Consider the following 25,322-nt stretch of genomic DNA (forward strand, 5'->3'; position numbering starts at 1 on the left):
GCTCCACCGGACCTGCTCAATCAGGAAGTCGAGCCTGCGACCATCCTCGGTCAGTTCGAAACGCTCGAAGGGAAGATCGCCTGCCTGATAGCTCTTATGGCTCGCTTCATTTAGCGCCGCCGCCAGACGGGCCTGGTCGAAGGCGGGCCGTTTCAAACCCGTGGCAGCATCGACTCGCATGAACTGCTGCTCGCCATGGCTAGTCCGGCGGTATATGAACGCGTTGGCTCCAGTCAGCCAGAACGGCCCCTCGGGGACATTCACGGTGAGCCCGCGATAGCGATCGTTGATCGTCAGTGCCCGCTCCAAATCGCTCGGCGCTAGCGGTGGATGTGCCCCGTTTGAACCGTTGGCCAGCGTCCCAGCGGTTGCCGATCCCGATGCCCCATCAATTAATAACGAGAGCGCCGAAGCGCCGATCTTGACCATATCTGTTCACCTCTTCGGTTTTCGGAAGACGCATTGTTGGATCTGGCTTTTCATCGCCGGTGTGCAGCAGCGTTGAGCGTTGCTCGAAGGAGTCAGCACGCGGGGTGCAGCCGAGACGGCAGTCACCATGACCCGTGCGCCCTACGCGGATATCCAGGAACTGGCCGGGTGAACCAGACTGAAGAGTTGGCGCCGAGCCAGCAGGGTATTTTCCATGTCCACAATGATGGAAATTCAAAGCCCGATGACGCTTGCAATCACACTCCCTTCCTTTTTCTGCACCTGGAAGGGCCGGAATTGGGCCCGGCACAAAGCGTTGGCTATGGACATTCTCTGCATGGCTGTCGTCAGTCCGTTGATCCGTGTCCGGATGAACGATGCAATATGCGCGCCAAAGGAGATCCTTTTAGATCACGGCAATCGATCGGACTGTCTGTGTCGGGTGAACGACTTTATCGTCGCATATCCGACAGCTCGGACAACCCCAAGTCACATGACCTTGGGTGTATGTCGGTTGACAAAAGTGGACCGTCGGGCCGACGGCAAAAGGGCGCACGAGGCGCCCTTCATTCGACTCGGGCTGCGCGTAAGCCGACTTCGCCGGCGTCAGAAATGGTACGTGACGCCTGCGCCAATCAGCCAGGGGTCGAGCTCCGCCTTCCCCGTCTGCTTCGTGCCGGCCACGGTGACGTCGAAGTCTGGCTTCAGGAAAAGCTTCTTCACGTCGAAGTTGACGCCCCAGTGCTGGTCGACCATGTAGTCGAACCCGACCTGCAGCGCGGTGCCGAACGTGTTCTTGACCTTGAGATCATCGGCGCTGCCGGCTTGCTGATGATAGAAGATCGTATAGTTCACGCCGGCGCCGATATAGGGCTTGAAGGCGCCGAAATCGGTAAAGTGATACTGCAATGTCAGCGTGGGCGGCAGCAGCCAAACCTTGCCGATATTCCCCAGCCCGCCGATCGAGCCTTGGCCTGTGATGTTGGCATAGGTGGTGCCGAGGATAAGCTCGGCTGCGACATTGTCCGTGAAGAAATACGAAATATCGAGTTCCGGCGTCACGCTGTTGGAATACGAAAGACCGGAGCCGGGCACCGCGTTAACGTAGCCAGAATCCTCAGTAATGACCCCCAACGCGCGCAGGCGGATCTGCCAGGGGCTTGGCCATTCCTTGAACAAGACACCCTCATCCGGGTCGCACGGTTCTGCAAGGTCTGCCGCGGCCGCCTGCTGTCCTACCAGCAACAGGACGACGGCCGCTGTGAGTCCCCGCAACACGTTCATTCGCTTTGTTGCCATAATGTTGTTTCCTTGCTCGTTAGACTTCACTTTGAATAGTACTGCTGTGTTGATTGCTATCTACAGAACGCTGGCGCGCATTATTTGCAAATTCTGCGCGCATTGTTAGGCCTGTACTCACTTCGTCGAAGTTCGCCCTTGTTGACCTGCCGGTCGCCAATGAACGCTATCGGCGTGCGAGCCGATCGCGCTGCCAAGGAAATTGTCGCCCAAGGCAATGAATGCGGCCCGCTCGGATTGTCCTTGCCGTAGCTGTGCCCGCCTGCGCTGGTCCGTAGAAGTAAGCGGGATAGGCATCGTATTAACGTAGCCCGAATATGTCCCCGAGGCGGCGCAGGCGGAACTGCCCAGAGCTTGGCTCTTAGATTGGTGTCGTAGACGGGCACGGGTAAGGGGGAGGCGGAGGGGGAGGCGGAGAGGCGCAGGGGGCTTTTGGAGTCGCGATAGCCGGCTGTGCCAGCAGCATCAAGACGACGGCCGCTGTTACTCCCCGCGCCACCTTCACTCGATTTGTTGCCATGATATTTCTCCTTGCTCTTCAGAAATGGTAGACTGCAATAGTCCTGCAGTATTGATTGATATCGACAGCGTGCGGGGCGCGCATTTGCGCAAACCGTGCTCGCATTATTTGCACCTTGTCGCAGTCCTCGACCTCTACTCACTCATTCGACGCCAGCCTATCTCGAGCTCCCGGTCGTCTATGAAAGCTATCGGCGTGCCAGCCGATCGCGCTGCGAAGGAAGTGGATGCCAAGACTGATGAATGCAGCGCGCTCCCGATTGTCCTTGCCGTAGCCGTGGCCGCCCGCGCCGGGCTCGTAGAAGTACGCGGGATAGCCAAGGGCCTGCAGCTTTGCCGCCATCTTGCGCGCGTGGCCCGGATGGACGCGGTCGTCCCGCTTCGTGGTCGCGAGCAGGATAGGCGGATAGGGCTGTCCGGGCGTCGCGGCGTGATAGGCGGAGACTTCCTTCAGGAAAGCCCAATCGTCAGCCTTGTCGGGATCGCCATATTCGTCGATCCAGCTCGCGCCCGCCAGGAGCTTGGTGTAGCGGCGCATATCGATAAGCGGAACCGTGCAGAACAGCGCGCCGAAATGCTCAGGATAGCGGGTAAGCATGTTGGCGATCAGCAGGCCGCCATTTGAGCCGCCCTCGGCGGCAATCCGCCTCGGCAGCGTAATGCCCCTTCGCACGAGGTCGGCGGCAACGGCGGCGAAATCGTCATGGGCGAGACGCTTGCCCTCCCTGCGCCCGGCATCGTGCCACCGGGTGCCGAACTCGCCGCCCCCGCGGATGTTCGCCACCACACACGTGCCGCCGCGCTCGAGCCACAGCTTGCCGAGCGAGGAGTTGTAGGAGGGCAGGAGCGATATGCCGAACCCGCCATAGGCGCTGAGATGAACCGGGGCATCCCCGTTCCCATCCGCCGGACCGACCTGTGTATAGGGAATCATCTCACCATCGATCGATACTGCCTCGTGGCGCGTGACCACCAGGCCGGATGCGTCGAAATTCTCCGGGCTGCGCTTCAGGATTACTGAAGCGCTGACAGGCGGCGCGGCATTGAGATCGAATAGGAAAAGCTGCGGCGGGGTGATTGGATCATGAGCCCCGACCAGAACCTCCCCATTGGTCTCGTGGTCTGCGGCATCGAGTGACCAGAGGTGAACAGTCCCTTGCACGGGAACGGTGTCCAGGGCTCGGCGCGTCCATTCCTGCGGGCCCGGCGTGAACACCTCGAATCTCGGAACGAGGTTCGCCAGGTAGGCGATAATGAGCTTCCCGTCATTCCAGAAGAATGACTGCAGACAGCGCCTCTCGTCCGGTTCAAACAGGGTACTGAAACGGCGTTCGCCGGCCAGGAAAGAGGAAAGCGAGATGCCGATCAGCGCGTCGGCGTGATAGGTCGTCCCGGCAACCGTCCATGCTGTGCGCGGCTTTACCGCCAGCCAATCGCCGAAGTTACCCCACCAAGCGTCCTTAGGAAGGTCGATCTCAATCTTCGGCCCGCTTTCATCGCCAATGCGGACTATCTTCTCGAAGCAGGCCAGCTGCTCGATGAACCACACGCGCTCGCTCTCGGCGGTACGGTCCAGATGGCCAGACACACCCAGGGTTTCGGAACCGGTCTCGAAGATTACCGGCGCGGTGAGGGGATCCGCGCCACGCTTCCACAGTCGCACGGTGCGCGCGTAACCGGAGCGGGTGGCCATGCCATGACCAAGCGCACTGGAAAGCAGAAGCGTGTTGGGGTCGAGCCAATCAATGTCACCCTTGGCCTCGGGGAGATTGAAACCGTCGGCGACAAAGCTCAGAGAGCTCAGGTCGAATTCGCGATGCACGACCGCGTCGCTGCCGCCGCGCGACAGGCGCAAGACGGCTCTTTCGCGCGTCTCCGGCTCGATCGACGCGCCGCCCCAGACCCAGTCTTCTCCGTCGCTAGCCGCGAGGGCGTCCAGATCGACCAGTAGCTCCCATCGGGGATCCGCCTCCATGTAGACAGAAAGGGTGGTCCGGCGCCACAGCCCGCGCGGATTTCTGGCATCCTGCCAGAAATTATAGAGGTACTGACCGCGGCGCGTGACCTGGGGAACCCTGTCGGGTCGGTCGAAAATCGCTGTCAGCGCCGCCCGGTCGCGCTCGAACTGCGTCCCACCGAAGTGCTTCAGGGTGTTCGCCGACTGGCCTGCCGTCCACGCAAGTGCCCGTTCGCCTCCTGCATCTTCAAGCCAAAGGTGGGGGTCATCGTCGGGTGCATTCACAGTTGGCCGGAAATCGAATTCGGTCATGACCGGACAACCAGAGGAATGAAAGCGCGATGGCTTCCGTCTGCTCGAGAACGCTCAGTGTTGGCGGCGGCGCCCGCGTGTTCGAAAAGCGTGGTCATCAGCTGGCTTCTTTCTCAGTCGGTGCGGCGTCGCAGTGCTTTGCGCATAGGACTGCATCTGTCGTGCCAACTGGGAAAATCGTTCCCGACCAATGCGATCGCTCTGGCAGCGTTGTGTCACATGTCCGACATCGTCGAGAATCCGACAACGAGCGCACAGCGTAATCACCGGATCAACCTCGGGCGCGGACGCCGTGCAGAACTCAAGCAGTGAAGCTCACAACGACTTGACTCCAACATCTTCGCTCCGGAACGCTTCACGCAGCTGGATTCAATTGCCAGATACAAATGAGGTGATGGACGCCGTGAGTGACCGAGCCGGCTGCACCTGTGAGTCTGGACACCGCCAGCGGTAAAATCGGAGATCCGAGGAAAGGGATGGGGCGCCGCTCGGCCGACCTGATGGGTCCAGGCCCTGCAAGCAATCTTGGCCTGCACCGTCCCCTTGATTGCATTTTTGAAGTCTGCCGATCGCGCCAGCAAGCTGCGTTCCAACGGACACGTTGGAGTGGTCGCTAGGCCAACTTCGGCTGCTGGCGAACCGTCGTTCAATATGCAAGCTACGAGGGTCAGAAGACAGGGAAGCTCCGGCTCCGCGTGCTCTCGGCGAGGCAGCCAATGATCGACGATGTCTCGCTGACGCGCCGCATTGATATACCCCCAACAAGGGCAGTGCGGCGGCAAGTCTGCCTGGGAAATCGGCTGCAGCAGGGCAAGCCGAGCCCGGCCGCGCTCCATCTCGAAACCGCCGGCAAAGAAAGGCCCGCGTTAGCACCGCCAGAAGAACCGATTGCGCCTCGCCGGTTCGTTTTTGCGGTCCACTGAACAGCCGGCTTTACCTGTACAACTATACAGGCTGCCATAGCGTGAAACTTGGCCTCCAATGGTGGAAATTCCCCCGAGGAGACCTGCGATGACTGAGTTTATAGCGCGCGCGCTACGGCAACTTGCCGAAAACCAGCGTGCAATCCACCGCCACGCCACTGCACCTTTCAGGAACGTCTGGAACGGGATGCAGGAGCCGATCACCCGCGCGAATTCGATTCCCTTGGCGTGCTCAGGCCGCGCTGGCTGTCGCTGTGCGGGTTCGCCGTCCTGGTGGCTACTTGCGCGCGACTTCTGCCCTCGACAGTGGCAATGGCACATGCTTCTACGAAATGGCGTCGTCGAGGTCTGGTGCCCTCGGCGCCGGTGCTTTGCCAAGTGGCATGATGTTTCGACGTCCGTGGGGGCGGGCAGGGGAGCACAGTCATGCCTGCAGTTCTCGTGACAGGCGTGGTTGAGGCTGATTGGCGGGATGAAATGTCGTACGACTACACCACTGGTCTGACGCCGCGCGAATGGGCCTGGGAGTTCTTACGCCGCAATCCAGCATTCCAGTGTGACGTGATCGCTGCAAGCCAGCAGGCCAATACTTTGTCCCACCGATCCTCCCTCGACGTGGTCACGTCAGCCAGTGACCTGTCACGCTGGGGTGTCCTGTTTCGCCGAGTCTTATCGGCGAAATTCTCTCGTATTCTGGTCTCCGCTCTGGTGCGTCCATGTGCTGCCGGTCATTGCAGAACAGCTGTCCGCATCCTCGGCGACATTGCCGTTCGAGCTCTCGGCGTTGCCATGTCGTGCGACGGTCCTGCTGGCGCCCGACAAGGGCCAGCATGTTCTTCTTCGCAATGCGGAACATACGCTCCAGCTCGCCGTCTCTGGCGCGGATATCTTGCGCCCTGTTTGCCTCCGCACAGAGGCGATCTGGCCAGCGATGCTTTCGAAGCCCCGTCTGAGGGCGCTAGAGTGCCTCAATGCTCTAAGTCCGGGTCAACACCTGCCCGCCCGCTTGTTTCCGCCGGAAAGACGCGGTCCGCGTTTGACCTTCGTTCTTCGTGCGCTCGACGGCTCACTTGCTGGGGCGTCACATCGTGAGCTCGCCGAAGCGCTGGTTGGTCAACGGCGCGTCCATGCCGACTGGAGGGATCCTCGCGATCATCTGCGCGACCGCATTCGCCGCGCCGTCTCGCGTGGCCGCGCCCTCATGAATGGAGGGTACAGAGATTTCCTTCTTTAAAAAGTGACAGTCCGCCCTGTGCGTCAGCCGGCGAACAGTTCGGAGCTAAAACCCGTCACTACCGATTGGTCCGCTCGACATGGCAGGGAACGGCCTTGCGGGTGCGCTCTGGTTCAGGCGTCGGTCGATGCCGAGAGGCACGTTCGACATTGTCCGATAGGTGACAATGTCGAGTACGCAACGGAGAAAAAAGCTGACGCGTCGGGTGTTTTAAAACGCTTTTTGCCTTGGCACGGTACATGCACGCTCAGCAAAACGCGCGGACTGAGTGGTTCCCCCCGCCACGAAGGTCACGGACTTACGCCACCTCCCAAGGCGTACCCGGCCCGGCAGCGAGCTCAGTCTCCTGCCGGGCATCTTGTTTCAGACTACTGGCGTTCGGGACTTGAAATTAGGCGGCGCAATGACGCGGGCGTAGCCAATCAGGCTCGTGCATGTCACCTAGCTTGAGCATCAGAAATTCTTCCAAGGTGTCCGGAAACCCCTCCTTTTTGGCTTGTTCATAACGAGCCTGGAGGCGGGGATTGGACGCGGCAAAGTTCTTTCGGTATCGCTCTTTGAAGGTGTGAATGCTCTCCGCATCATAAGCGAGAGAATAAATCTCGCCCAGGAATGTCGGGCTGGAGCGACACGCGCCCTTCCAAAAGCATGTCGCGCACCCGCCCTCGCACAGCAAAGTACCCTCTTTTCCAGTTGGGAACGTTAGCCGTCGCAGACTATCTTCCACCGGTTGTGGCCTACCGCTCAGCCATAGCTGCCAAACTTGTTCGGCGACCGCGAATACTTGGCCGCTTGCATTGGCCGTCGTCGACAGAGTCGCGCCACTTCAGGGTATACCCAAGTGATACGCAAAAATTCGAAGCAAACTACAGAAGCATAGAGTGAAGTAATGGATGGGGATCCGGAAATCTCGCTTCAAGGGCATCTCTTAACGCCGTTCTGAAATCCTTCGCTCGAGTTCTAAGGCGCTGGTACTCTTCGCTATAGTCACCGAGAGACCGCTCAGCCGAAAGTATCGTTCGCGTCTGGCTGTTATCGATTGCTTCCAGAAATTCAGCGTATATTTCTAACGCTCCGTCGGCCCGTTCACCTAAAACCGCTGCAATCCGCTCAGCAGGCGGCAACGTTAGCAAATTTAGCAAAACTTTTCGCTTCTCGGCTCCAGCAATCCCGTAAGTCTCACCGACAGCAACGATCCCTCCCATATACAGCAGCATACGAGAAAACCTAAGTTTCAAAAGCCGGATTTCCGCTGCCTTACCTTGTCCAATTTTATGCTCATAGTCGACGCATATCGTCCGCCAATATCTAATGACGTCATTCAACAAAAATAAAGCGATTTGGTCATCCCTGATGCGGTCGCTAACATATCGCTTAATCAGGTCTGCCTTAGCGGTCTCGAAGTTTCCCTGATTGTTGAGCCATTCACCCTCCAATAGGAGAAGCATTCGTCGTGTGATCAGGGTGTTGCCATCTGCCATCCCTCCAATGGTCGTGCATAAATTCCTCATAGCAAGTGGCTGATCGAACACGCCGCCTTCCGAGGCAAGCTTGAACCCTGCTTGTTTCAATTCGGGTTTCAGGGCATTCAGAACCTCGTGGCCGCCCTCGATGTCCTTCTCGTCATCGACAAAAACGAACAAGTCAACATCGGATCCCGATGTGACCTCGCGTCGCGCATAAGAGCCATTCAACCCGACAACAGTAGAGCGAGCGGCTGATAAACCATCAACGATTTCCCGCATCTTAGCTATGCCGTCTTCGGCCTGCCTTTGGTGCCGGGCGAGGACCGGATTCTTCATGTGGTTTTCCTGAATTCAGAATTTTGCGAGAAGCAGATCACCAATAGTCTGCCGACGCTTACTTTTCTTCTGATTATAACGCAACCATAAGTCCTGCGGACTCTGCAAAGATATCTGTTGAGAGACGGAAAATGACCGCGTGGGCGCTTCGAACTCGAAGTCAAGCAAATCTTTGAACCGATGAGTGAACCGCCGGTGTACCCGATCTCTTGAGGCTCGCGCCCAAGCAAAGAGGTGAAAAAGCACTGGCTCTTTATGACGCAATTGTGGTTCAGTTTTCAAAAAATCACGCGGAGCGAAATGTTCGATCTCTCGAGACATGTAAGCTTGAGCGAGGCCATCGTAGAGCAAACCTTCTCGGGTATGGATAAAGAGATTGTAGACGCGATGCTTCAACGCCCAGAAAGCGTCAATTTGGCGTGTGGGTAACTGGTCCGACGTTGCCAGGAGTTCCACAAGTCTCTGTGCGTCCAAATTCTTGTCGTTTATACCACTAAATAGGCTGCTCCGCGTTATGCCTTCGATTGTGTCAAGGTTGATAGGGCTGGAAAATAAGAATGCATGTTGAGAATTATGCTTGCCTTCAATCATGGCAATCACTTCATCCATGTCGACACCAAATCTTCTCATGATGGCGGGGATCTCGTCTCCGAGAGGCGAGTGTCCAATCAGAATCTCGTGCCCTGCAAGATGGTGATTAATGCCAAATTGGGCCTTAAAGATCGGCTCCAAAGTATGCGATAGAGGTCCATGTCCAATATCGTGCAACAGACCCGCGCCGATCAAAACTCGTCTGTCGTTAATCCCCAAATTTCGGATTCTTGCAAATCGCTCGGCTAATTTTGCCACGCCTACCGAATGGTCATACCGATTATGCCGCCGCCTGTGAGCGTCGCTTCCATTACTGTGGAGCATGTAGTCCAGCGCGCCGAGAAAGCCGATCCCCTTCAGCCTTTGTAGAGCGGTAGACGCCGCAAGCGCCGCCAAAAAGGGATCGTCGAACGGGTGAGTTGGCGCGGATCGATAAAGAGGTTCCGTTGCTGACAATTTGGGAAACAAAGGAAGAACTTCCCAGTCAGAGTCCCTTTCGTCAAACTCCAACTGGGGAATTCGCAACACGTCTTTATGAAGGCTTTCCAGGTGCTCAATCACGGTTGGCAGCCATCAAACCCAACGGGCCGAAAAACGATCTCTGTGGCGAGAGAATGATCCTATCAGTCCATCCCACTGAATGCGCCCTCGGCTTTCCTACACCAAGAGCATCTTCGATTCGGATTTCCCCTTGGTCACGCAAGTCAATCAGTACCTCTTCGAAAATATCTCTCGTGACAGGAGTATCATTGCATCTTCTGCCGAAAAGCTCCTCCAATGTCGGCGCAATATCCGCGCCGCCGGACGCGTCAATAAAACGGGGAATTTGGTCTCGCAACTCATTTAGTGAGTGCGATCGTGCAGCTTCGTCGAACTCGTAGCCAAAAACCATCTGTTCCGCGTCCTTCACACCTGCAAAACCCAACGCATCAAGGCCGGGGCGGCCGTGATGAAGGGAGTGGTTGTGAAACTTCCAGTGTATGCGGCCCATCTCATTCCGGGCCTCACGATGTCGCGAGAGATGCAGGAGCCAATAGGTACGATGTGCCTGTCCCGATCGAATAAAAAAGGGCGAATAGAATTCTGCGCCTGTCTCAGCGATCAGGTGCTGATAGAGCGTGTTTTGGATTATAGTACGCCATCCATGTTCGCTATCTTTTATGCTCAGGAGCTCTCGGATCATCCCTTCATCGAGCGTTATTTTTTCATACATCGTTGATTTGGCTTTGTCGTAGTTCAGATAATCTATTAGCGCATCAACAGCAAAAGTCAGGAAGACCTCCGCCTTCTCTAGAGTTTTGAGGATACGGCGTATCGACAAGAAGGACACGCCGTTCCAGCCATATTGGTCTAATAGGAAAAGGGATCGGCCGCGCTTTGGAGATCGTCGGCGCACGGCTCCGATAAGGTCGTCGACCCTGTTTTCGAAAGTATCTGTCCAAATTTGAATTCTTCTACCAAGAAGCTCGGCAAACGGTGATGACGCGATCTCGGCTCTCAAATAGTCAGTATGTGCCTTTTGATGATCAATAAACACGAAGTCCGTCGCAATCTCGAAACCTCTAGGTCGAGATCTGTTAATAGCATCTTGCATTTCGGAAATAGTGTTAAGCAACATCAGTGGAGATCCTGCAACGGAAGCTCCTTCATACGAATAACGCCCGCCGCCACTAAACCCATCAACAATGGTTAGATTAAGTTTATCTTGGATTGGTGTTGACGTGCATATCTCGATATAACGCCTTATATAGGCTTCGATAATGTCATGCTTTGCTTTGCTATGGGCGGCAAGCTTAGGCGGCGGTTCGCCGATCTTCCATTCATAATGCTTTCTCACGGCGCATTCCCCCAATTTCGGAATGTCGACGGCATAGCGTCATATATCTTGCCGTCCAGCATCCGACCGTTTGAGCTCTTGGATCGTTTCAGTCCATCCGCGCCGTGCGCACCCCATTGTTTAAAGAAAAATGGCACGTTCTCCTTCGCGCATTGATCTCGGATATTTAGCGCCCAAGCTTGCCTCATAGGTCGCGCTCCCGGCCCAGACTCTCCTCCGACAATTGCCCAATGTATTCCGTAGAGATTGATTTCGCCGATGTCCTCCAGGAGCGGTTCGATGGACAGAAATCGCACGTCCGCACTGATTGTCCGTAGGGTGTCGATCCGCGGGACGCCGTGCCGTCTGTTCTCCACCGTAACGCCGAGCCAAAGATGGGTTGGTGCCGATCTCGTCCGAAAGTAGGCGGCCATACCCTCGGCCCGCTTTGTTAGCACCTGATAGATATGCTGCGGTGTAGCCTGGATAGTCTCCAATACGCGATCGACGTATTCAAACGGGACCTGTGGATGGAACAGATCGCTCATCGAATTGACAAACCAGACGGTGGGCGTCTTACGACGCAATGGTTGCTCCAAACGCTCGGGCAAGATGGATATTTTGAATCCGTTTTGGTATCCAACTGCTCCCATGGCCTGCAGCCTTCGAGACATAACCTCGGCATAACAATGTTTGCAGCCAGCTGAGACCTTCGTGCATCCGGTGACCGGATTCCAGGTCATTTCTGTCCATTCGATATGAGACCGATTCGTCATGCCATTGATAATCAGCGCACCAAACTAACGGAGGCTTACGACCGCCGGTGCAGCAAATGCGGTCGCCTGAACGCGCTAGCACCTATTGCTCGCCTTGTTTAGCGCCTTTTTGCGGATGTGCCACATACGTTTCGGTTGGTACTACGAGCCATTGGCCGGGCATTTCTTCGTCCTTTGAAAAGCCCAGGCTCCTACAGTCCCATAACAGCGATCGTTCCTCAAGGCTAATGTTGCCAATTTGTTCCCTCGGTGATGGAGCGATCACGGCCCCGGATTGAATTAGGCTGCGGACTGCGGATCGTTCTTTGGGTTTGCCCAAGCGCCAGATAGTAGGCCTCCTTGCTGTTCTCGATTACGCTTTCGAGCGAAGAGCAAGGCACATAAGCATAGCCACTGCGCATCAGCAGAAGCGTCGTCAGAACGCGCGATAGCCTTCCATTGCCGTCCTGGAATGGATAGATCTCCAAAAACACCACCGTGAAAATTGCCACGACGAGCAGAGGATGCAGGCTTTGCTCATTAAGCGTGCTGCGCGTCCACTCGACAAGCTCTTTCATCCGATTTGGCGGATCGCAGGGCGTCGCCGCTTCGAAGATGACGCCGATCTCTTTTCCGTGGGGATCGAACGCACTGACATTGTTGGCGAGTGTCTTGTACGCGCCGCGATGACGCTCATCCTTGTTGCTGAACGCCAGCAGGTCACGGTGCAGCTGCGTGACGTGGTTTTCGGTCAGATCAATTGCATCGAAATGCTCATGAACGCGATGCTGGCTTCATGCGGCTACCCCTGGACGTCGTCAGAGTTGATGACCGGAAGGCCTATCTCGCAGGACTGGAGGAGGCGAGCGGTAATATGAATGTAAACACGTTTGCCGCGTTTCTCGCCAAGCGCGTGCGATGGTCTATGGCGAAGGCGGCGTGAGGTCGGTGGTGTGCCATGTTTTGAAAAGTTTAAACTTTATCTGACAGACGGTGTCCTAGGCAGAAGGGGATATTGATTTCCTAGCTCTCGACTTGGCTGGGACGCAATCGACAATCTTTGTGGGTGCGCTCGATCGAATGGCACCCTCGAAAACAAAGCAAAGCTCGCCTCCCGAATTACGCCGGTACAGATTCGGAGGTGCAGAACCGCTTCCTGACGGTGAGGGTCGATAGTGACAAGATTGGCTATCCGGAACGTCAGTCGCGGCATCCTGTGGGTGCAGGCTATGCCGCCATCCTTGGCAACAAGTTCACGTCCGCAACACAGATTGCCAATCCGCTGCTGGATACGGCCAGGACCGACACGCCGTCAACTATGATGCGACGGGCCGCGGGAAGGCCAACCTCTCGACCCGTTTCGATCAGGTAGACGAGCACTCCGATCGAGCAGCTGAAATGCTGTGAGGCGTTGAAAGCCACAAAACCGCCTCGCAGATTCGCCTCAGCAACTGTGCGGTTCCTGCCAGGCCACAGCATTGTTGTCGAGGATCTTTTGCCGGGGCCCAACAGCGCTTTCCCGCTTCGTGTATGAAACCAGAGCCGTGCCTACCACCGCCGCAATCGACCAGCGTGAGGATCGACCTCGTTCATTTGGGCCATTCATGCCGACCGCCGTACTACGCCAAGCGCCCCTTCTGATCTGGCGGTGCGGACCGCTTCCATTTCCACCTGCACCGGTCGACACTCGGCGTAGTTCTCTCTTTAACGAAGTTGCGCTTCAGGATGATTGCGTTGCGCTTTCACTATGGATTTGAGCTGCACGCTTGATGATTACCATTTTGAGTCTGGCTAGGGTTGCGGAGCCGCCCGTTGGCTCCCAATCGAGGGCGTATGTGCGGAGGTCGTTGGAGTGCCCCATCTGAACACGCAAGCAGGTTCTTCAGATGCCACCCATGCAGAGGTATTTCATTTCGAGGTAGTCTTCGAGCCCGTGGCGGGAACCCTCCCGCCCGATGCCGGACTGCTTCATCCCGCCAAAGGGCGCCGCTTCCGAAGACATACGCCCCGTGTTGATGCCAACCATGCCATATTCCAATGCCTCGGCCACGCGCCAGACACGCTTCAGGTTCGAGGCATAGAAATAGGCGGCGAGGCCGTAGATCGTGTCGTTGGCCTCACGCACAACCTGATCCGCCTCGTGGAAGCGAATGATCGGCGCCAGCGGCCCGAAAGTCTCCTCTTGCGCAACCGCCATCATGCTGGAGATTTCGGTGAGGACTGTGGGTTTGAAGAAGGTGCCATCCTTGCCGATACGTTCGGCCCCGCATCGAATTGTCCCACCCTTGGCAACGGCATCTGCGATGTGGGACTCGATCTTGGCCAAAGCATTCAAGTCGATGAGCGGTCCGACGTCCACTCCGGGGGCGAAGCCGTCGCCAACCGACAAGCACCGGACTTTCTCCACGAACTTCTCAACGAACTCATCGTGAACGCTCGATTGGACGTAAAGGCGGTTCGCTGAAACGCAAGTCTGGCCGGCATTGCGGAACTTCGCCTGGATCGCGCCGTCAACCGCAGCGTCGATGTCGGCGTCATCAAAGACAATGAAAGGGGCATTGCCGCCGAGCTCGAGGCTGACCTTCTTGATCTGGTCCGAGCACTGGCGCATGAGCAGCCGGCCAACCTCGGTCGAGCCTGTAAAGCTGATCTTGCGGATCTTGGGATTGGAGCAGAGTTCGCGTCCAACGCCAGCACCTTCGGACGCATAGATCAGGTTGACGACACCGTCTGGAAAGCCGGCTTGATGCGCGAGGGCGAACATTGCGCCTGCCACGAGCGGCGTCTGTTCAGCAGGTTTGAGCACGATCGCGCAGCCCGCCGCCAAGGCCGGCGAGATCTTGCGCGCCACCATCGACGCTGGGAAATTCCATGGCGTAATCGTGCCGACCACACCGATCGGCTGCTTGATCACCAGCATGCGACGGTCTGTCGAGGGTGCGGGGATCGTCTCGCCATAGATGCGATTGGCTTCTTCGGCGTACCATTGCAGATACGCGGCCGCATGCGAAACCTCCGACTTGGCTTCGGCAAACGGCTTGCCCATCTCTGCAGTGAGTATGGCGGCAAGATCACCGGCGTGGTCGCTGATCAGCTCATGCCATCGCCACAGAACGTCGCTGCGTTCTCGGGCGGTCAGAGCCGCCCATCCAGGCTGCGCTACGTAGGCCTTTTCGATCGCAGCGCGTGTCTCCTCCACACCCATGTCGGGAAGTAGTGCCAGCACTTCGCCGCTCGACGGGTTGAGGACCTCGAATGTCCGCTCGCTAACTGGCGTGCCGAGCGCCGGCAGGCGATCGATGGCGCCAAACAGGTCCGCGGATTTCAGGTGGCGGACCATCGGCAGGCACAGGGGCAATACTGAATTCCTCTCAAACACTGCGGATGCATATGTCGACAGGGCGTCGTCGTGTACTCCGCACCTGCGGGTTCCTTGTAGGGCCTCGGCCAGACGGCTGGTAGACCGTTCCACTCGGCTTGAAGGGAGAATTTTTGAACTCTTCTGGTCGATGGCTTGCGGTTCTCACCGGCGCAAACTTAACAATGGACATCCACTTCCCACCGCGGGTAGCTCTGCGGATCACGATCGGCGTCCTCCGCAAATCCGAAGGTGAGGCTGGCATTATAAAGGTTACTGAACAAAAAATGGGGTCGGAGTTTCCTGCCCAAAAAGTTGGTTTGCACGCTTCTTCCAAGCTTCTCATGCCGCCTTTTCAGCACGCCAGAGGGCCGCAACGCCGTCGTGGCGGTTGTCGCAAGGGATAACAATGGGCAGGACTTGCCCATTGATTGGTTTACTGGCGTGGTTCCTCGACCGTTAAGGGAGCGCAACAGAAGCCGCGCGACTTCACGCTGCACTGGCCGAATTCGCAACGCGTACGATTGCGCGCCCGCGCTGGTGAAGGCGATGCGGCGGCATCGGTTGAAGACATCGGCTATGCACTCTGGCGCTGTTCGCGAAACCTCGAAGGTTGTCGGCGCCTGCGGCGCGAAGTAGTGGTCCCACCCCTTGTGCGCCGCCAGAACGTTGAGGGCTATGACCGAAACCAGAGAAGAGGGCCCCGGCCAGGCGTCAGCGCGCCTTTCCGTGGCTTGGAGATGACCGCTACCACGACGCGATTCGGAAGCCGTGTCATGGATGATCACACAAGCGCCACTACCCTCGCGATGGAGGGTTCGCCCGGTCCGGTAACGAGGGTTCAATCACAGGAAAACAATAGCCCGCACGTCGGTCTTCAATATCAAAGCTTAGCTGAGTGTTCAGTGCAGCGTCTAATTTGACAAGAATATTAGGACCCAAGAGCCGCTGACAGTCTGTATAACCAGCCAGATGGGTCTGTCGTGTACGGGCTCGGGACATACGTCGCCAGCTTCCGCGCTGCGTGCTCGAGCTCATAGCCTTTTTGAACACATCGGTTGGTCGCACGGCATTCCGTCTTGACGAGCCGGGTAGCATCCTCAGCATGTCGATATCGGACCGTGCACGTCAACACCGGCCATCGCAAATCGTTGAGCGCATTGCTGCGCGCATGCGGCATTCACCTCTTTCTACGACAACAGCTTAGATTGACTTGCGCAAACGGAACTTTTGCACGATCTTACCTATCTCAATTTGGGGGAGGGCATCATGAGTGTTGAAGAAAAACTTCGCGTTCTTGCTGAGCGCATCAGGACGCATTCGAGCGCCATGCTTACTGAGGAGGCCTTAAAGACAGCGATAGTACTGCCCTTTCTCTCAGCGTTAGATTACGACGTTTTCAATCCTGACGAGGTCATCCCTGAATTCTGTGCCGACGCAGTGGGAAAGAAGGGCGAGAAAGTTGACTACGCCATAAAAATTGACGGGGAAATCAGGATTCTTGTTGAGTGCAAGCCGATAACGACAGTTCTTGATCGAGTACATCTCGCCCAGTTATACAGGTACTTTTCTGTCACTAATGCAAAATTCGCTATTTTGACGAACGGTCGCGCGTTCCATTTTCATACTGACTTGGTTGCACCAAACAAGCTCGATGACCGGCCGTTCCTCACGTTCGATCTTTCGGACCTACAGGGGCAATTGATCTCTGAGCTGAAAAAATTTGCGAAAGCCGATTTCAATGTGGATGGAATTCTGCAATCCGCTCATCGGTTGAAATATACATCGGCGATTAAGAAAGAAATTGGAAGCGTGATGGAGAATCCACCTGAGGAGTTTGTGAGGATGGTGACCGGGGGCCTTTACCAAGGACGGTTCACCGCCCAGGTGAAGGAGCAATTCACACCCATGGTCAAAGCGGCTTTTCGCGAGATCGTTCGAGAATCCGTTCAGTCACGCCTTTCCACAGCCTTGGCCGAGACTGAGGTTTCGGAAATTGGCGCGGACGGACTTGGCGCCGAGGAAGAGGTTGTGACCACCGAGGACGAGCGAGAGGGCTTCCTGGTGGTGCGGGCAATCGTGCGGGACCTTTTAAAGCCAGCCAGGGTGATCATGCGCGATCAGAAAAGCTATTGCGGGATTCTGGTCGACAACAACAATCGTAAGCCCTTGGCCCGGCTGTGGTTCAACAGGTCGGTTAAATATCTTGGGCTTTTCGATGGTGAGAAGGAAGAGAAGGTTAAGATCGACTCGCTCGACGAAATCTATGACCACGCCGATCGCTTACGAGCTACCGCAACGGAATATCTTGCCGGAGCAATCGCGGCTCCCTCGATTGCTTCATGACTTTGAACGGTTCGGACGTCCGCGCTACGCGTCTTCTCGAAGCATGATCCCGGGATCTGCCGTCCATGTGTGTTGTCCAATTTCGATTGGCACGGTCGGTGGCGTCAGGAAGATGTTCGTTCACGCCGAGACAAACTGTAGTGGGTTCTTGAAAGCCACTGATGTTAAAACGGCATTAGGGTTCCTCGCGAGTGTCACGGGCTAGTCCAGGCGTCTTGAAAGCCATCGCGAGCAGCTTCGGCTCAAGTTTGCCGACGACTGAATCCGCACGGCCAAAATGAAGAGAGTCCGGGCTCGGCTTATCGCGATTTGTCCGATCCGACCAACCTCCGTCGTCGTCCCACTCAAGAGCTCTTCCGCGTGCTCCTTGTTGGGCCAGCAACGAACGTTGATGCCTGCCCAGTAGCGTTGAGGGAAAGATCATTATGATCTGCGGGAAAAGTGCGCAGGGCAGGGGCATGACCATGCCGGACTCGTCGCTTCCCGCTCGGAGCGCGCCCTCATTCGGCGAGGTCCCATTGCTCGATCGAAATAGCAGTAAAGTCGGCAACAAGAGCGGAGACGAGCAGGCTGGCGATACCACTAAATTTGGACAGGCATGACTTTCGCGCATTTCAGATGCGAGAAAGTCCTTGACTTTTGGTGCTCTCTGAAGAACTTTCGCGCATCTGAAGTGCGAGAAAGTCCGTGTCCATATTGCTGGTCGGAGAGACGATAGACAAGCGACGCGCGCATGCATTAGCGGCGGCAGGGGAGCTTGTCCCGCTCGTCCGCGGAGTTTATGCCCATTCGGGCGAAGACATCGAGCAAGCCGTGCTGGACCATGCCGTGCGCATTGCACGCTATCTCTATCCTACTGCTTATCTGTCGTCGGCCTCTGCCCAACTTCTCGCTCCAACACCTGATGGCCGCCTGTTCGTTAGCGGTCGGCGCAACCAACGAACTCGGTTACGGACGCTCGAAATAATTCAGAACGAGGCGCCCCCCCATCCTTCGACTGCGTCTGCGGTCGTAGGGGACGATCTCGGCGAGTTGCGAATTGACGTTTCCTCGCCGCGCCAACGCTTCCTGGAAGCGTTTCGGTTGCGAAGCGAGCATGCGAGCGCCATCACCGAACCGATGCGCGCCGAGATGGCGGCAAGACTCATAGAGGAATACGGCTCGCCACACATGGCCTCTGACGCGGTCTGGGCGTTGGCTCGCGAGAACGGATGGTACCGCGAAGGGGAGGGCGCTGAGCGTTATCTGATTGCGCGCCCGTCGGCGGCCAAGGGCCCCGTTAACAAGGCGGCGCTGGATCTCCTTGTGGCGTGGCATGGGGACCCCCTCGGTCGGATAATCCATGATGGATTCGAATGGCGCTGGAAGCCTGTGAGGCGCAGCGGCCCGCCACTCGTTCGACAGGGTGCAACAGGCAAGCTGCCGGCTTTCATCGAGTCGCTCCTCCCAGAAGGATGGCTCGCACAAGTGCTGCATCAGCGGGATGAACGCGAAGCACTGCGACGTGGCAAACGCTACATGTCAAATATCGCGGTCGTGGAGAGCCAAGCTGAGCTCAATGCCCTGCCGCGGGACGAACTCGACACCGAGCTTGTCGCGTTCATCGACGATGGGCGCTTCACTGGTCGATACCTCGGCCCGTCGCGAGGCGAGATCCAGGAAACGTTCGAGCACAACTTGGCTCAGCTGTTTGCGCGCGCGGAAACGCCCAGACTGTCGGGTGTTCAGATCAAGGCGCCGATGAATTTGGGATCGGACGGCGAGCTGCTGCCCGCGATCGACCTGCCGTTTACTCACGTGCTTAAGCCAGCCGGAACCGCGGGCTTCGAAATGCTGCCGGTCGTCGAATGGCTCTGTCTTGAACTTGGTCGCGCAGCGGGCTTCCAGGTTCCGGCCGCCGCGCTTATCGACATGCCGGATGGGATGTCGCCTGCATTGGTCGTCGAACGGTTCGACGTGCGACGCGGGCCTACTGATCGACGCTTCCTGGCGCTCGAGGATTTTTGTTCGGTTCTCGATCTGCCGGCCTCCGCCAAATACGACGGCACGATCGAGCGTATGGCGCGGGGTTTGCGGCCGCTTTCGACCGATCCTGCCGCCGACATCGAGACTTTGTTCCGCCGGGCGTTTTTTGCGTGGCTAATCGCCGACGGGGACATGCATCTCAAGAACTTGGCGCTCCTCAAGATTGCAGAGTCAGGCTCCAAGCGGTTCAAAACCGTGCGGTTCGCGCCCCTCTACGACGCTGTTACGACCCGTGTCTTTCCGGGGCTTGGTGGAGATCGTATGGCCCTGAAGCTCAACGGTAAGGACGACCGGCTTACGCGGCAGGATTTCCTCACCCTCGCACACACGATGGAACTGCCGGTCGCGCGCGCGGAAGAGGCGATAGGTTCGATCGTCGCTGCCCTATGCGAGACAGCGCCTACCCTGGCTCTGCCGTCCTTTGCGGAACGAGCTGATGCTGCTCAAAAAGCGGCGCAGCGAGTGAAGGCGATCGTGCGCGACCGCGCCGAGGCGTTTCAATGAGCCCCAACGCGGTCAAGACCTATGTCGACGTTCCCGATCTGGATTGGTTCGAATTTCTGTCTGCCAGGACGTAGACGAAGTGAACTTCTGGCAGCCCGGGGGGCGGTCGCAGTTCCGCCCGAGGGAACCGGGCGAACTCTTTCTCTTCAAGCTTCATAGCCCCAACAACTTCATTATCGGCGGTGGGTTGTTCCGAAATGCGTCGATTGTACCGATCTCACTCGGGTGGGAGCATTCGCGGTGGTGAACGGCGCTGAGTCCTTGGAGGAGATGCGACAACGGGGTTGCGCGATATCGGCGCGAGCCCGTCGAACATCGAATCGGTTACTCCATCGGAAGCCGGATTCTGGAGCAGCCGTTCTTCTGGCCGCGGGAGCTGTGCATTCCGATTGCCGACCGCTGGGCTCCCAGCATCGTGGTAGGGAAGCCTTTTGACACCGGGGATGTGAGATGTAGCAAGGACAAGCATCAAATGGACAATTGTACTTCTGTGCACCTCTATGGCGGCGGAGACGGTCAGCAACTATTGTAGAGCGCGAGACTGTTCGTCGTCACGGGACACCAGCTAGCCGCGGGCCAACGCCCATAATGGCGGGCTCGACCGAAAGCAGTTTCTTCGCCGCCGCCCTGACTTCGTCGAGCGTCACCTGCTCGATGAGGGCCGCGCGGTGCTGGATGTAGTCTATGCCGCGCTTGTCGAGCTGCAGCCCGAGAAGCGTGGCTGAAATCGCCGTGGAGGAACCCAGATTGCTCATAGCATAGGCCCCGATCAGATACTTTTTGCTCGCTTCGAGCTCGGCCGCTGTTGGCCCGGTGTCCACCAGCTCCTTGATTACTTGTCTAATCAGGTCGAGCGTCTCCGCCGCCCTGTCGGCGCGCGTCGACGTGGTCACGACAAGCGTGTTGGAATGCTGGTGGCCTTCCAAACTAGAGGACACACCGTAGGCCAGGCCACGCTTTTCCCGCACTTCCTGGAACAGACGTGAGGTGAATGGCGAGCCTCCGAGTATATCGTTTATCAGCTGCGCGGCATAGAATTCCGGGTCGCTGCGTCCGATGCCGGGAAAAGCCAGCTGGAGCGAAGTCTGGGGCAGGGCGTATGCGACCAACGTCCACTGGCCGAGCTTCGGGGTGACATCAGGTACCTGGGCGAGCGCCTGCTTCTGAGGCAAATCGCCGAACAACTGGTCGAGCCTTGCACTCAGGGCTTTGGCATCGATGTCGCCGACAACCGCCACGTGCAGCCCCTCGCGGGCGAAAGCGGCCTTGTGGAAGGCGCTTAGATCGGCGGGCGTTATGCGGGCCAGGCTTTCCTTGGTGCCCTCGGGCGGCCTCGAATACGGATGCGCGCCGTAGAGCCTGCGCCGCCATGCATCCCTGCCGATCGCGTGAGGTTCGCGCTCGTTGGCAATAATGCCGGAGAGAAGCTGAGCGCGGATTCGGTCAAAGGGTTCCTGATCGAAGCGGGGCCTGTTCAACGCGAGCCTGATGAGATCGAAAGCGGCGTCCTGGCGCTGGGAAAGCATGCGCACCGAGCCATAGATGCCGTCAGGCCGCGCGTGGAAGCTCATCTCAGCGCCGGCATCATCGAGCCGCACCTGAAAGGTGTCGCCGCCGTGATCGCCTGCGCCCTCGTCGAACAAGCCGGTCATCAAATTGGCAAGCCCCTCCTTACCGGCCGGGTCCTGGCTGGTGCCGCCGTCAAACACGAACTGGAGCGTGACGATCGGCAGCTTATGGTCTTCCACCAGCCAAGCGGTGATCCCCTTTTCAGATTTCACCTCCTGGATGTTCGCCGCAGCACGGGCGGTACACGCTGGCAGGGTGAGGAAGAAAATAGCAAGGCAAAGGACAGCCAGCCAGGAGGCGAGGCGCCAGCCTTGTCCAAAAGGAGAGGGCAATGCTTGTGGAATGGCCCTGCGGAATTGGTTCGTCATCATATCAATTTTCCTTGGGCAGGAGATAGCCGGTGGTCGAATGGTCGGACACGAGGTAGCGGGCGGCAACGGCCTTAACCTGATCGGCCGTGACCTTGCGGATGCGGTCCGGCCATTCCTCGACGTCTTTCACATTGCCGCCTGTGGCAAGCGTGGCGCCATACATGCCAGCGACGGAGGCCTGCTCGTCATGGGCGAAGATGAACGAGCGGATATAGCGGTTTTTCGTCTTCTCCAGTTCGTCGCTGGTGATGCCGTTCCTGGCGATGCGCGCTATCTCGGCGTCGACTGCGGCCTCGACATCCGCAAGCTTCGCCTTGCCGCGCGGCCAGCCGCGGATGCTGAACTTGCCAGCATCCAGCATGGTGCCCTCGAAATCAGCGTCGGCCGCTGCGGCTATACCTTGCTTGACGACGAGCGCCTGGTACAGCCGGCTGCGGTTACCCCCGCCGAGAATCTGGGCCAGCAGGTCCAGCGCCTCGGCTTCGCCGGGCTCGGCGGTGCGATAGGACGGCACCACCCAATATCTGGAAAAGATGGGGACCGAAACGCGGCCATCCCTTAGCGTCAATGTGCGCCTGGTGTTCTGCACCGGCTCAGACGGGCGTTCGCGTGGCGGCAGATCTGGTCCACGCGGGACCTTGCCATAGGTCTTCTCGGCCAGCGCCTTCACGGCCTCGGGCTCGACGTCGCCTGCCACCACCAGCACGGCGTTGTTCGGCCAGTACTTGTCATAAAAAGCCACGGCGTCGTTGCGGTCCAGCTTCTCGATCTCGTGCATCCAGCCGATCACCGGGATCCGGTAGGGTTGGCTCTGCCAGAGCGTCGTGACGACCTCCTCATCGAGAAGCGCCTCCGGATTGTTGTCGACCCTCAAGCGACGCTCCTCGCGGACCACGTCCCGCTCGGTGTTGATGACGTCATCCGTGAGGGTGAGATTGCGCATGCGATCAGCCTCGAAGCTCATCATCTGCTCCACTGCCGAGGGCGCCACTCTTTCGTAGAAGGCAGTATAATCGTAAGAGGTGAAGGCGTTTAGCGAGCCCCCGATCTCCGCCACCGCGCGGTCCAACTCGCCGGCGCCGTGATTGGCCGTCCCTTTGAACATCAGATGCTCGAAGAAATGCGCGATGCCGGATTTGCCCGGAGGTTCGTCGGCACTGCCGACCTTGTACCACACCATATGGGTGACGATGGGCGCGCGGTGATCGGGTATGACGACCACCTCCATGCCGTTGTCGAGCAGGAAATTCGCTATGTCATAGGCGGCCGCCGGAGACGGCGCGGTCGTCAGAAATGCCAGCGCGGTCGCAAAAAGTGCGCCCCGCAGCCAAGCAGACGGTGGCTTCGGTTGTGGTGACCGGGCGATGGACAAAGTTCGCAGGGAAGTGAGTTGTCCCTCAATTTGAAGGTGCTGCGTCCCTGTCGCCCCCACTGGGAGAAGGTGGATCGGTGGGCAGCGCCGGTCCAGACGAGCCCTCACAATGCTGCCAGGCCCGGCTGGGATGTCAGTTTTGAGTAGGTCGAAAGGTGGGGCGGCATTTTTCTGTGTGGGGATCATGGGACGACTCTCCTGCGCGTTTTGCATGACCGCGCAGGAACCGTGCCAGATGAGAAAGCCCTTTCGGCGATGCGATTCAACGGACTCTGTGTTGCGTACCTCCGACATTGTCCGACGTCTAACACCGCCGAATGGGGAGCGCTTGCCGCTTAAAGAGGTGGCTAGGTGAAATACCCTTAGGACTGCGGCGAACATGGTGGCGTTAGCGCGCGCCCGTAGTTGCTGGTCGTCCGCGTACTCTTGCTCACATCGGCCGATCGCAGGTCCCTAACAGGACTCCAAACCAGCGATAGACGCGGTTCTGGAATTTACCGGAGCGTTTCAGAACTTGTGTTTGCCATTCGGAGCGCCAGCGCGGGAGACGCTGTCCGCGACAGGCGGTCATGATGGAGCTTGCGAGCCGCTTTAGCGATTTGACCCGGCTTTTGCTATTTTAGCTTTTGCTGCCCTAAAGTCTCGGATATGAAGCGGACCTGGCTTATGGCCTGCCTACATTGAATTGTTACAAAGGAATACGCTATGGCGACTGGAACGGTGAAGTGGTTCAACAGCACTAAGGGATTCGGTTTTATCCAGCCTGACAACGGAGGTCAGGACGTTTTCGTCCACATTTCTGCTGTCGAACGAGCGGGCCTTTCGACCCTTAATGAGGGCCAGAAGATCAACTATGAGGTCGAACAGGACCGCCGTACTGGCAAATCATCCGCTGGCAGTCTCAGCAAAGCTGGCTGACCTTTTTCTGCTTCTGCCCGGCAAGAGCCGGGCAGAAGTGCGACTGACCGCGCCATAGGAGCGGGCAAGAACACGGATCCCCGCCGACTGGGGCAGCGGATTGTAGCAAGCTGCTAAGTTCTATTGCCACACGATGTTGCAAGCGAAGAGGGGCGGGTCCCAGCCCTCTTACTTTCTGCAGCAGATGTTTATCGCATTCTCGATCGAGCGTGCCGGGGAATGAACGAGCAATTCAGCCAGCCTCCAGCGATCGACACCTCCTGGATCAAGAGGGCAGGGTACATTGGCCCTGAGGGGTCCTGGACCCATCAAGCCTCGCTGGACCTCTTTGGTGACCACGTTGAACTCGTTCCGTTCAGCGACGGATTGTTCGAAGCATATGAGAATGGCTGCGTCCACGTTGCATGCGTCCCAGCTACGACCTCTCTGGTCGGAGCCACTCCCTACCTCGACCAAGTCTTGAGCTTGAGGTCTCCTACGATTATCGCCGAGTACCCGAAGGTCCTGAGCTACAGCCTCATGGCCAGCAAGGATGCGAGTTTCTCGAAGATCGCTAAGGTGGTGGGCCACCCCGTGGCTCTGCAGGAGTTAGCCGGGTGGCTCGACGAGAACATGCCCAATGTCGAGCGAGAGAGCCGTCGGGGATCAACATCTTTCGTGGCAGAGCAAAAATCTCCCTCGATAGCAGCCTTTGGTCCTGCGCTTGGTGCCAAGCTGTACAATTTGCAGATATTGCGAACAGGAATTGAAGAAGGGCTGCATGACGTTACGCGGTGGTGGGTGCTCGGGCGCAGGACCCCTGCGCCGACAGGATTTGACCGGACGACACTTCACCTCCGCGTTTCAGAGCAAGATCTCAGTTGTGTCCTGAACAGGTTCTCGAAGGACAATTTAGCCGTTCTCAATGTCTATCAGCGTCCAACCTGCGAGCGGCTAGACACTCATCAGTACGTCATCGATGTCGCTGGACACGTTTTGACGCACCCGGCTCTGGCCGCGTTGGCGGAGATTGATGGCCTGAGAATTCTCGGATCGTACCCACGTCGCTATTAGTTATGGCTAGGCTCGGCTAGTTTCCGTCCATAGCCCCAAAACTGTTGATCTTCATCACTGACGAACAAGGGCTGCGGCATCGAACTTGATGCGATGTACACGTAATGCGCGAGCCATGGACGAGATAATCGCGCCGACGATCTTGTCGTTCCCGCCAGTTTCTTGCCTG

19 protein-coding genes and 1 pseudogene are annotated in these 25,322 nt (G+C 57.7%); 8 read left to right on the forward strand and 12 right to left on the reverse strand.

Annotation, left to right across the window (positions count from 1 at the left end):
* From AC0L2K_RS32075 to AC0L2K_RS32085, 3 genes and pseudogenes are all read right to left on the reverse strand, one after another.
* Positions 1-429 (reverse strand): annotated as a pseudogene (locus tag AC0L2K_RS32075) (S9 family peptidase); the annotation flags it as partial.
* Between the two features lie 606 nt (positions 430-1,035).
* A complete protein-coding gene (locus AC0L2K_RS32080; RefSeq protein WP_473533274.1) occupies positions 1,036-1,713 on the reverse strand; it encodes an OmpW/AlkL family protein in 678 nt (225 codons plus the stop codon).
* A gap of 673 nt (positions 1,714-2,386) precedes the next feature.
* Complete coding sequence (locus tag AC0L2K_RS32085; RefSeq protein ID WP_473533275.1) at positions 2,387-4,516, reverse strand: prolyl oligopeptidase family serine peptidase; 2,130 nt, start codon at positions 4,514-4,516, stop codon at positions 2,387-2,389.
* Positions 4,517-4,576: 60 nt separating this feature from the next.
* On the opposite strand from AC0L2K_RS32085, the gene AC0L2K_RS32090 reads away from it, so the two are divergent.
* The 4 genes from AC0L2K_RS32090 to AC0L2K_RS32105 all read left to right on the forward strand — a co-directional run bounded on the left by AC0L2K_RS32090 (position 4,577) and on the right by AC0L2K_RS32105 (position 6,673).
* Positions 4,577-4,828, forward strand: a complete 252-nt coding sequence (locus AC0L2K_RS32090; protein WP_473533276.1) for a hypothetical protein — start codon at positions 4,577-4,579, stop codon at positions 4,826-4,828.
* Positions 4,829-5,232: 404 nt separating this feature from the next.
* On the forward strand, positions 5,233-5,439 hold the full coding sequence (locus tag AC0L2K_RS32095) for a hypothetical protein (RefSeq protein ID WP_156768374.1): 207 nt from the start codon (positions 5,233-5,235) through the stop codon (positions 5,437-5,439).
* Between the two features lie 477 nt (positions 5,440-5,916).
* Positions 5,917-6,531 (forward strand): transcriptional regulator domain-containing protein, encoded by a 615-nt coding sequence (locus AC0L2K_RS32100; RefSeq protein ID WP_473533293.1) that lies wholly within the window; start codon positions 5,917-5,919, stop codon positions 6,529-6,531.
* Positions 6,446-6,673, forward strand: coding sequence for a DNA -binding domain-containing protein (locus AC0L2K_RS32105; RefSeq protein ID WP_473533277.1), 228 nt, complete (start codon positions 6,446-6,448; stop codon positions 6,671-6,673). Before AC0L2K_RS32100 ends, AC0L2K_RS32105 begins: the two co-directional genes overlap by 86 nt.
* Before the next feature lie 866 nt (positions 6,674-7,539).
* On the opposite strand, the gene AC0L2K_RS32110 is transcribed toward AC0L2K_RS32105, so the two are convergent.
* The 7 genes from AC0L2K_RS32110 to AC0L2K_RS32140 all read right to left on the reverse strand — a co-directional run bounded on the left by AC0L2K_RS32110 (position 7,540) and on the right by AC0L2K_RS32140 (position 15,783).
* A complete protein-coding gene (locus AC0L2K_RS32110; protein ID WP_473533278.1) occupies positions 7,540-8,475 on the reverse strand; it encodes a nucleotidyltransferase domain-containing protein in 936 nt (311 codons plus the stop codon).
* A 15-nt stretch (positions 8,476-8,490) separates the two neighbouring features.
* On the reverse strand, positions 8,491-9,627 hold the full coding sequence (locus AC0L2K_RS32115) for an HD domain-containing protein (RefSeq protein ID WP_473533279.1): 1,137 nt from the start codon (positions 9,625-9,627) through the stop codon (positions 8,491-8,493).
* Positions 9,620-10,903 (reverse strand): three-Cys-motif partner protein TcmP, encoded by a 1,284-nt coding sequence (locus tag AC0L2K_RS32120; RefSeq protein ID WP_473533280.1) that lies wholly within the window; start codon positions 10,901-10,903, stop codon positions 9,620-9,622. Before AC0L2K_RS32120 ends, AC0L2K_RS32115 begins: the two co-directional genes overlap by 8 nt.
* On the reverse strand, positions 10,900-11,658 hold the full coding sequence (locus AC0L2K_RS32125) for a DUF5131 family protein (RefSeq protein WP_473533281.1): 759 nt from the start codon (positions 11,656-11,658) through the stop codon (positions 10,900-10,902). The genes AC0L2K_RS32120 and AC0L2K_RS32125 overlap by 4 nt, the downstream gene beginning before the upstream one ends.
* A gap of 224 nt (positions 11,659-11,882) precedes the next feature.
* The gene (locus AC0L2K_RS32130; RefSeq protein WP_473533294.1) at positions 11,883-12,398 is read right to left on the reverse strand and encodes a Fic family protein; all 516 of its coding nucleotides are present in this window, start codon (positions 12,396-12,398) and stop codon (positions 11,883-11,885) included.
* Between the two features lie 1,121 nt (positions 12,399-13,519).
* Entirely contained in the window at positions 13,520-14,995 is a 1,476-nt protein-coding gene (locus AC0L2K_RS32135; RefSeq protein WP_473533282.1) for an NAD-dependent succinate-semialdehyde dehydrogenase, read from the reverse strand.
* A 179-nt stretch (positions 14,996-15,174) separates the two neighbouring features.
* Positions 15,175-15,783 (reverse strand): hypothetical protein, encoded by a 609-nt coding sequence (locus AC0L2K_RS32140; RefSeq protein ID WP_473533283.1) that lies wholly within the window; start codon positions 15,781-15,783, stop codon positions 15,175-15,177.
* A gap of 481 nt (positions 15,784-16,264) precedes the next feature.
* Here AC0L2K_RS32140 and AC0L2K_RS32145 point away from each other — a divergent pair, with 481 nt between their 5' ends.
* The gene (locus tag AC0L2K_RS32145) at positions 16,265-17,341 is read left to right on the forward strand and encodes a type I restriction enzyme HsdR N-terminal domain-containing protein (RefSeq protein ID WP_473533284.1); all 1,077 of its coding nucleotides are present in this window, start codon (positions 16,265-16,267) and stop codon (positions 17,339-17,341) included.
* A gap of 687 nt (positions 17,342-18,028) precedes the next feature.
* The gene (locus tag AC0L2K_RS32150) at positions 18,029-19,870 is read left to right on the forward strand and encodes a HipA domain-containing protein (protein WP_473533285.1); all 1,842 of its coding nucleotides are present in this window, start codon (positions 18,029-18,031) and stop codon (positions 19,868-19,870) included.
* Positions 19,871-20,421: 551 nt separating this feature from the next.
* Here the strand turns inward: AC0L2K_RS32150 and AC0L2K_RS32155 are convergent.
* Together AC0L2K_RS32155 and AC0L2K_RS32160 are read right to left on the reverse strand one after the other, a co-directional pair.
* Positions 20,422-21,807 (reverse strand): M16 family metallopeptidase, encoded by a 1,386-nt coding sequence (locus tag AC0L2K_RS32155; protein WP_473533295.1) that lies wholly within the window; start codon positions 21,805-21,807, stop codon positions 20,422-20,424.
* A 4-nt stretch (positions 21,808-21,811) separates the two neighbouring features.
* Positions 21,812-23,368: a M16 family metallopeptidase gene (locus AC0L2K_RS32160; protein WP_473533296.1), complete on the reverse strand. Its 1,557-nt coding sequence runs from the start codon at positions 23,366-23,368 to the stop codon at positions 21,812-21,814.
* A gap of 519 nt (positions 23,369-23,887) precedes the next feature.
* Between AC0L2K_RS32160 and AC0L2K_RS32165 the strand changes: the two genes are divergently transcribed.
* Together AC0L2K_RS32165 and AC0L2K_RS32170 are read left to right on the forward strand one after the other, a co-directional pair.
* On the forward strand, positions 23,888-24,100 hold the full coding sequence (locus AC0L2K_RS32165) for a cold-shock protein (RefSeq protein ID WP_008874821.1): 213 nt from the start codon (positions 23,888-23,890) through the stop codon (positions 24,098-24,100).
* Positions 24,101-24,319: 219 nt separating this feature from the next.
* Positions 24,320-25,153 carry a prephenate dehydratase gene (locus tag AC0L2K_RS32170; RefSeq protein ID WP_473533286.1) on the forward strand — a complete coding sequence of 278 codons (834 nt, stop codon included), beginning with the start codon at positions 24,320-24,322 and terminating at the stop codon, positions 25,151-25,153.
* The last annotated feature ends 169 nt before the right edge of the window (positions 25,154-25,322 follow it).

This window comes from Mesorhizobium sp. WSM4817 (assembly GCF_055811135.1).

What these genes read in the sequence shown, in the direction of transcription:
- AC0L2K_RS32155 (WP_473533295.1), bottom strand. Translation starts at nt 21,807, where the DNA reads ATGACGAACCAATTCCGCAGGGCCATTCCACAAGCATTGCCCTCTCCT.
- AC0L2K_RS32145 (WP_473533284.1), top strand. Translation starts at nt 16,265, where the DNA reads ATGAGTGTTGAAGAAAAACTTCGCGTTCTTGCTGAGCGCATCAGGACG.
- AC0L2K_RS32125 (WP_473533281.1), bottom strand. Translation starts at nt 11,658, where the DNA reads ATGACGAATCGGTCTCATATCGAATGGACAGAAATGACCTGGAATCCG.
- AC0L2K_RS32095 (WP_156768374.1), top strand. Translation starts at nt 5,233, where the DNA reads ATGATCGACGATGTCTCGCTGACGCGCCGCATTGATATACCCCCAACA.
- AC0L2K_RS32080 (WP_473533274.1), bottom strand. Translation starts at nt 1,713, where the DNA reads ATGAACGTGTTGCGGGGACTCACAGCGGCCGTCGTCCTGTTGCTGGTA.
- AC0L2K_RS32110 (WP_473533278.1), bottom strand. Translation starts at nt 8,475, where the DNA reads ATGAAGAATCCGGTCCTCGCCCGGCACCAAAGGCAGGCCGAAGACGGC.
- AC0L2K_RS32170 (WP_473533286.1), top strand. Translation starts at nt 24,320, where the DNA reads ATGAACGAGCAATTCAGCCAGCCTCCAGCGATCGACACCTCCTGGATC.
- AC0L2K_RS32160 (WP_473533296.1), bottom strand. Translation starts at nt 23,368, where the DNA reads ATGATCCCCACACAGAAAAATGCCGCCCCACCTTTCGACCTACTCAAA.
- AC0L2K_RS32165 (WP_008874821.1), top strand. Translation starts at nt 23,888, where the DNA reads ATGGCGACTGGAACGGTGAAGTGGTTCAACAGCACTAAGGGATTCGGT.
- AC0L2K_RS32085 (WP_473533275.1), bottom strand. Translation starts at nt 4,516, where the DNA reads ATGACCGAATTCGATTTCCGGCCAACTGTGAATGCACCCGACGATGAC.
- AC0L2K_RS32100 (WP_473533293.1), top strand. Translation starts at nt 5,917, where the DNA reads ATGTCGTACGACTACACCACTGGTCTGACGCCGCGCGAATGGGCCTGG.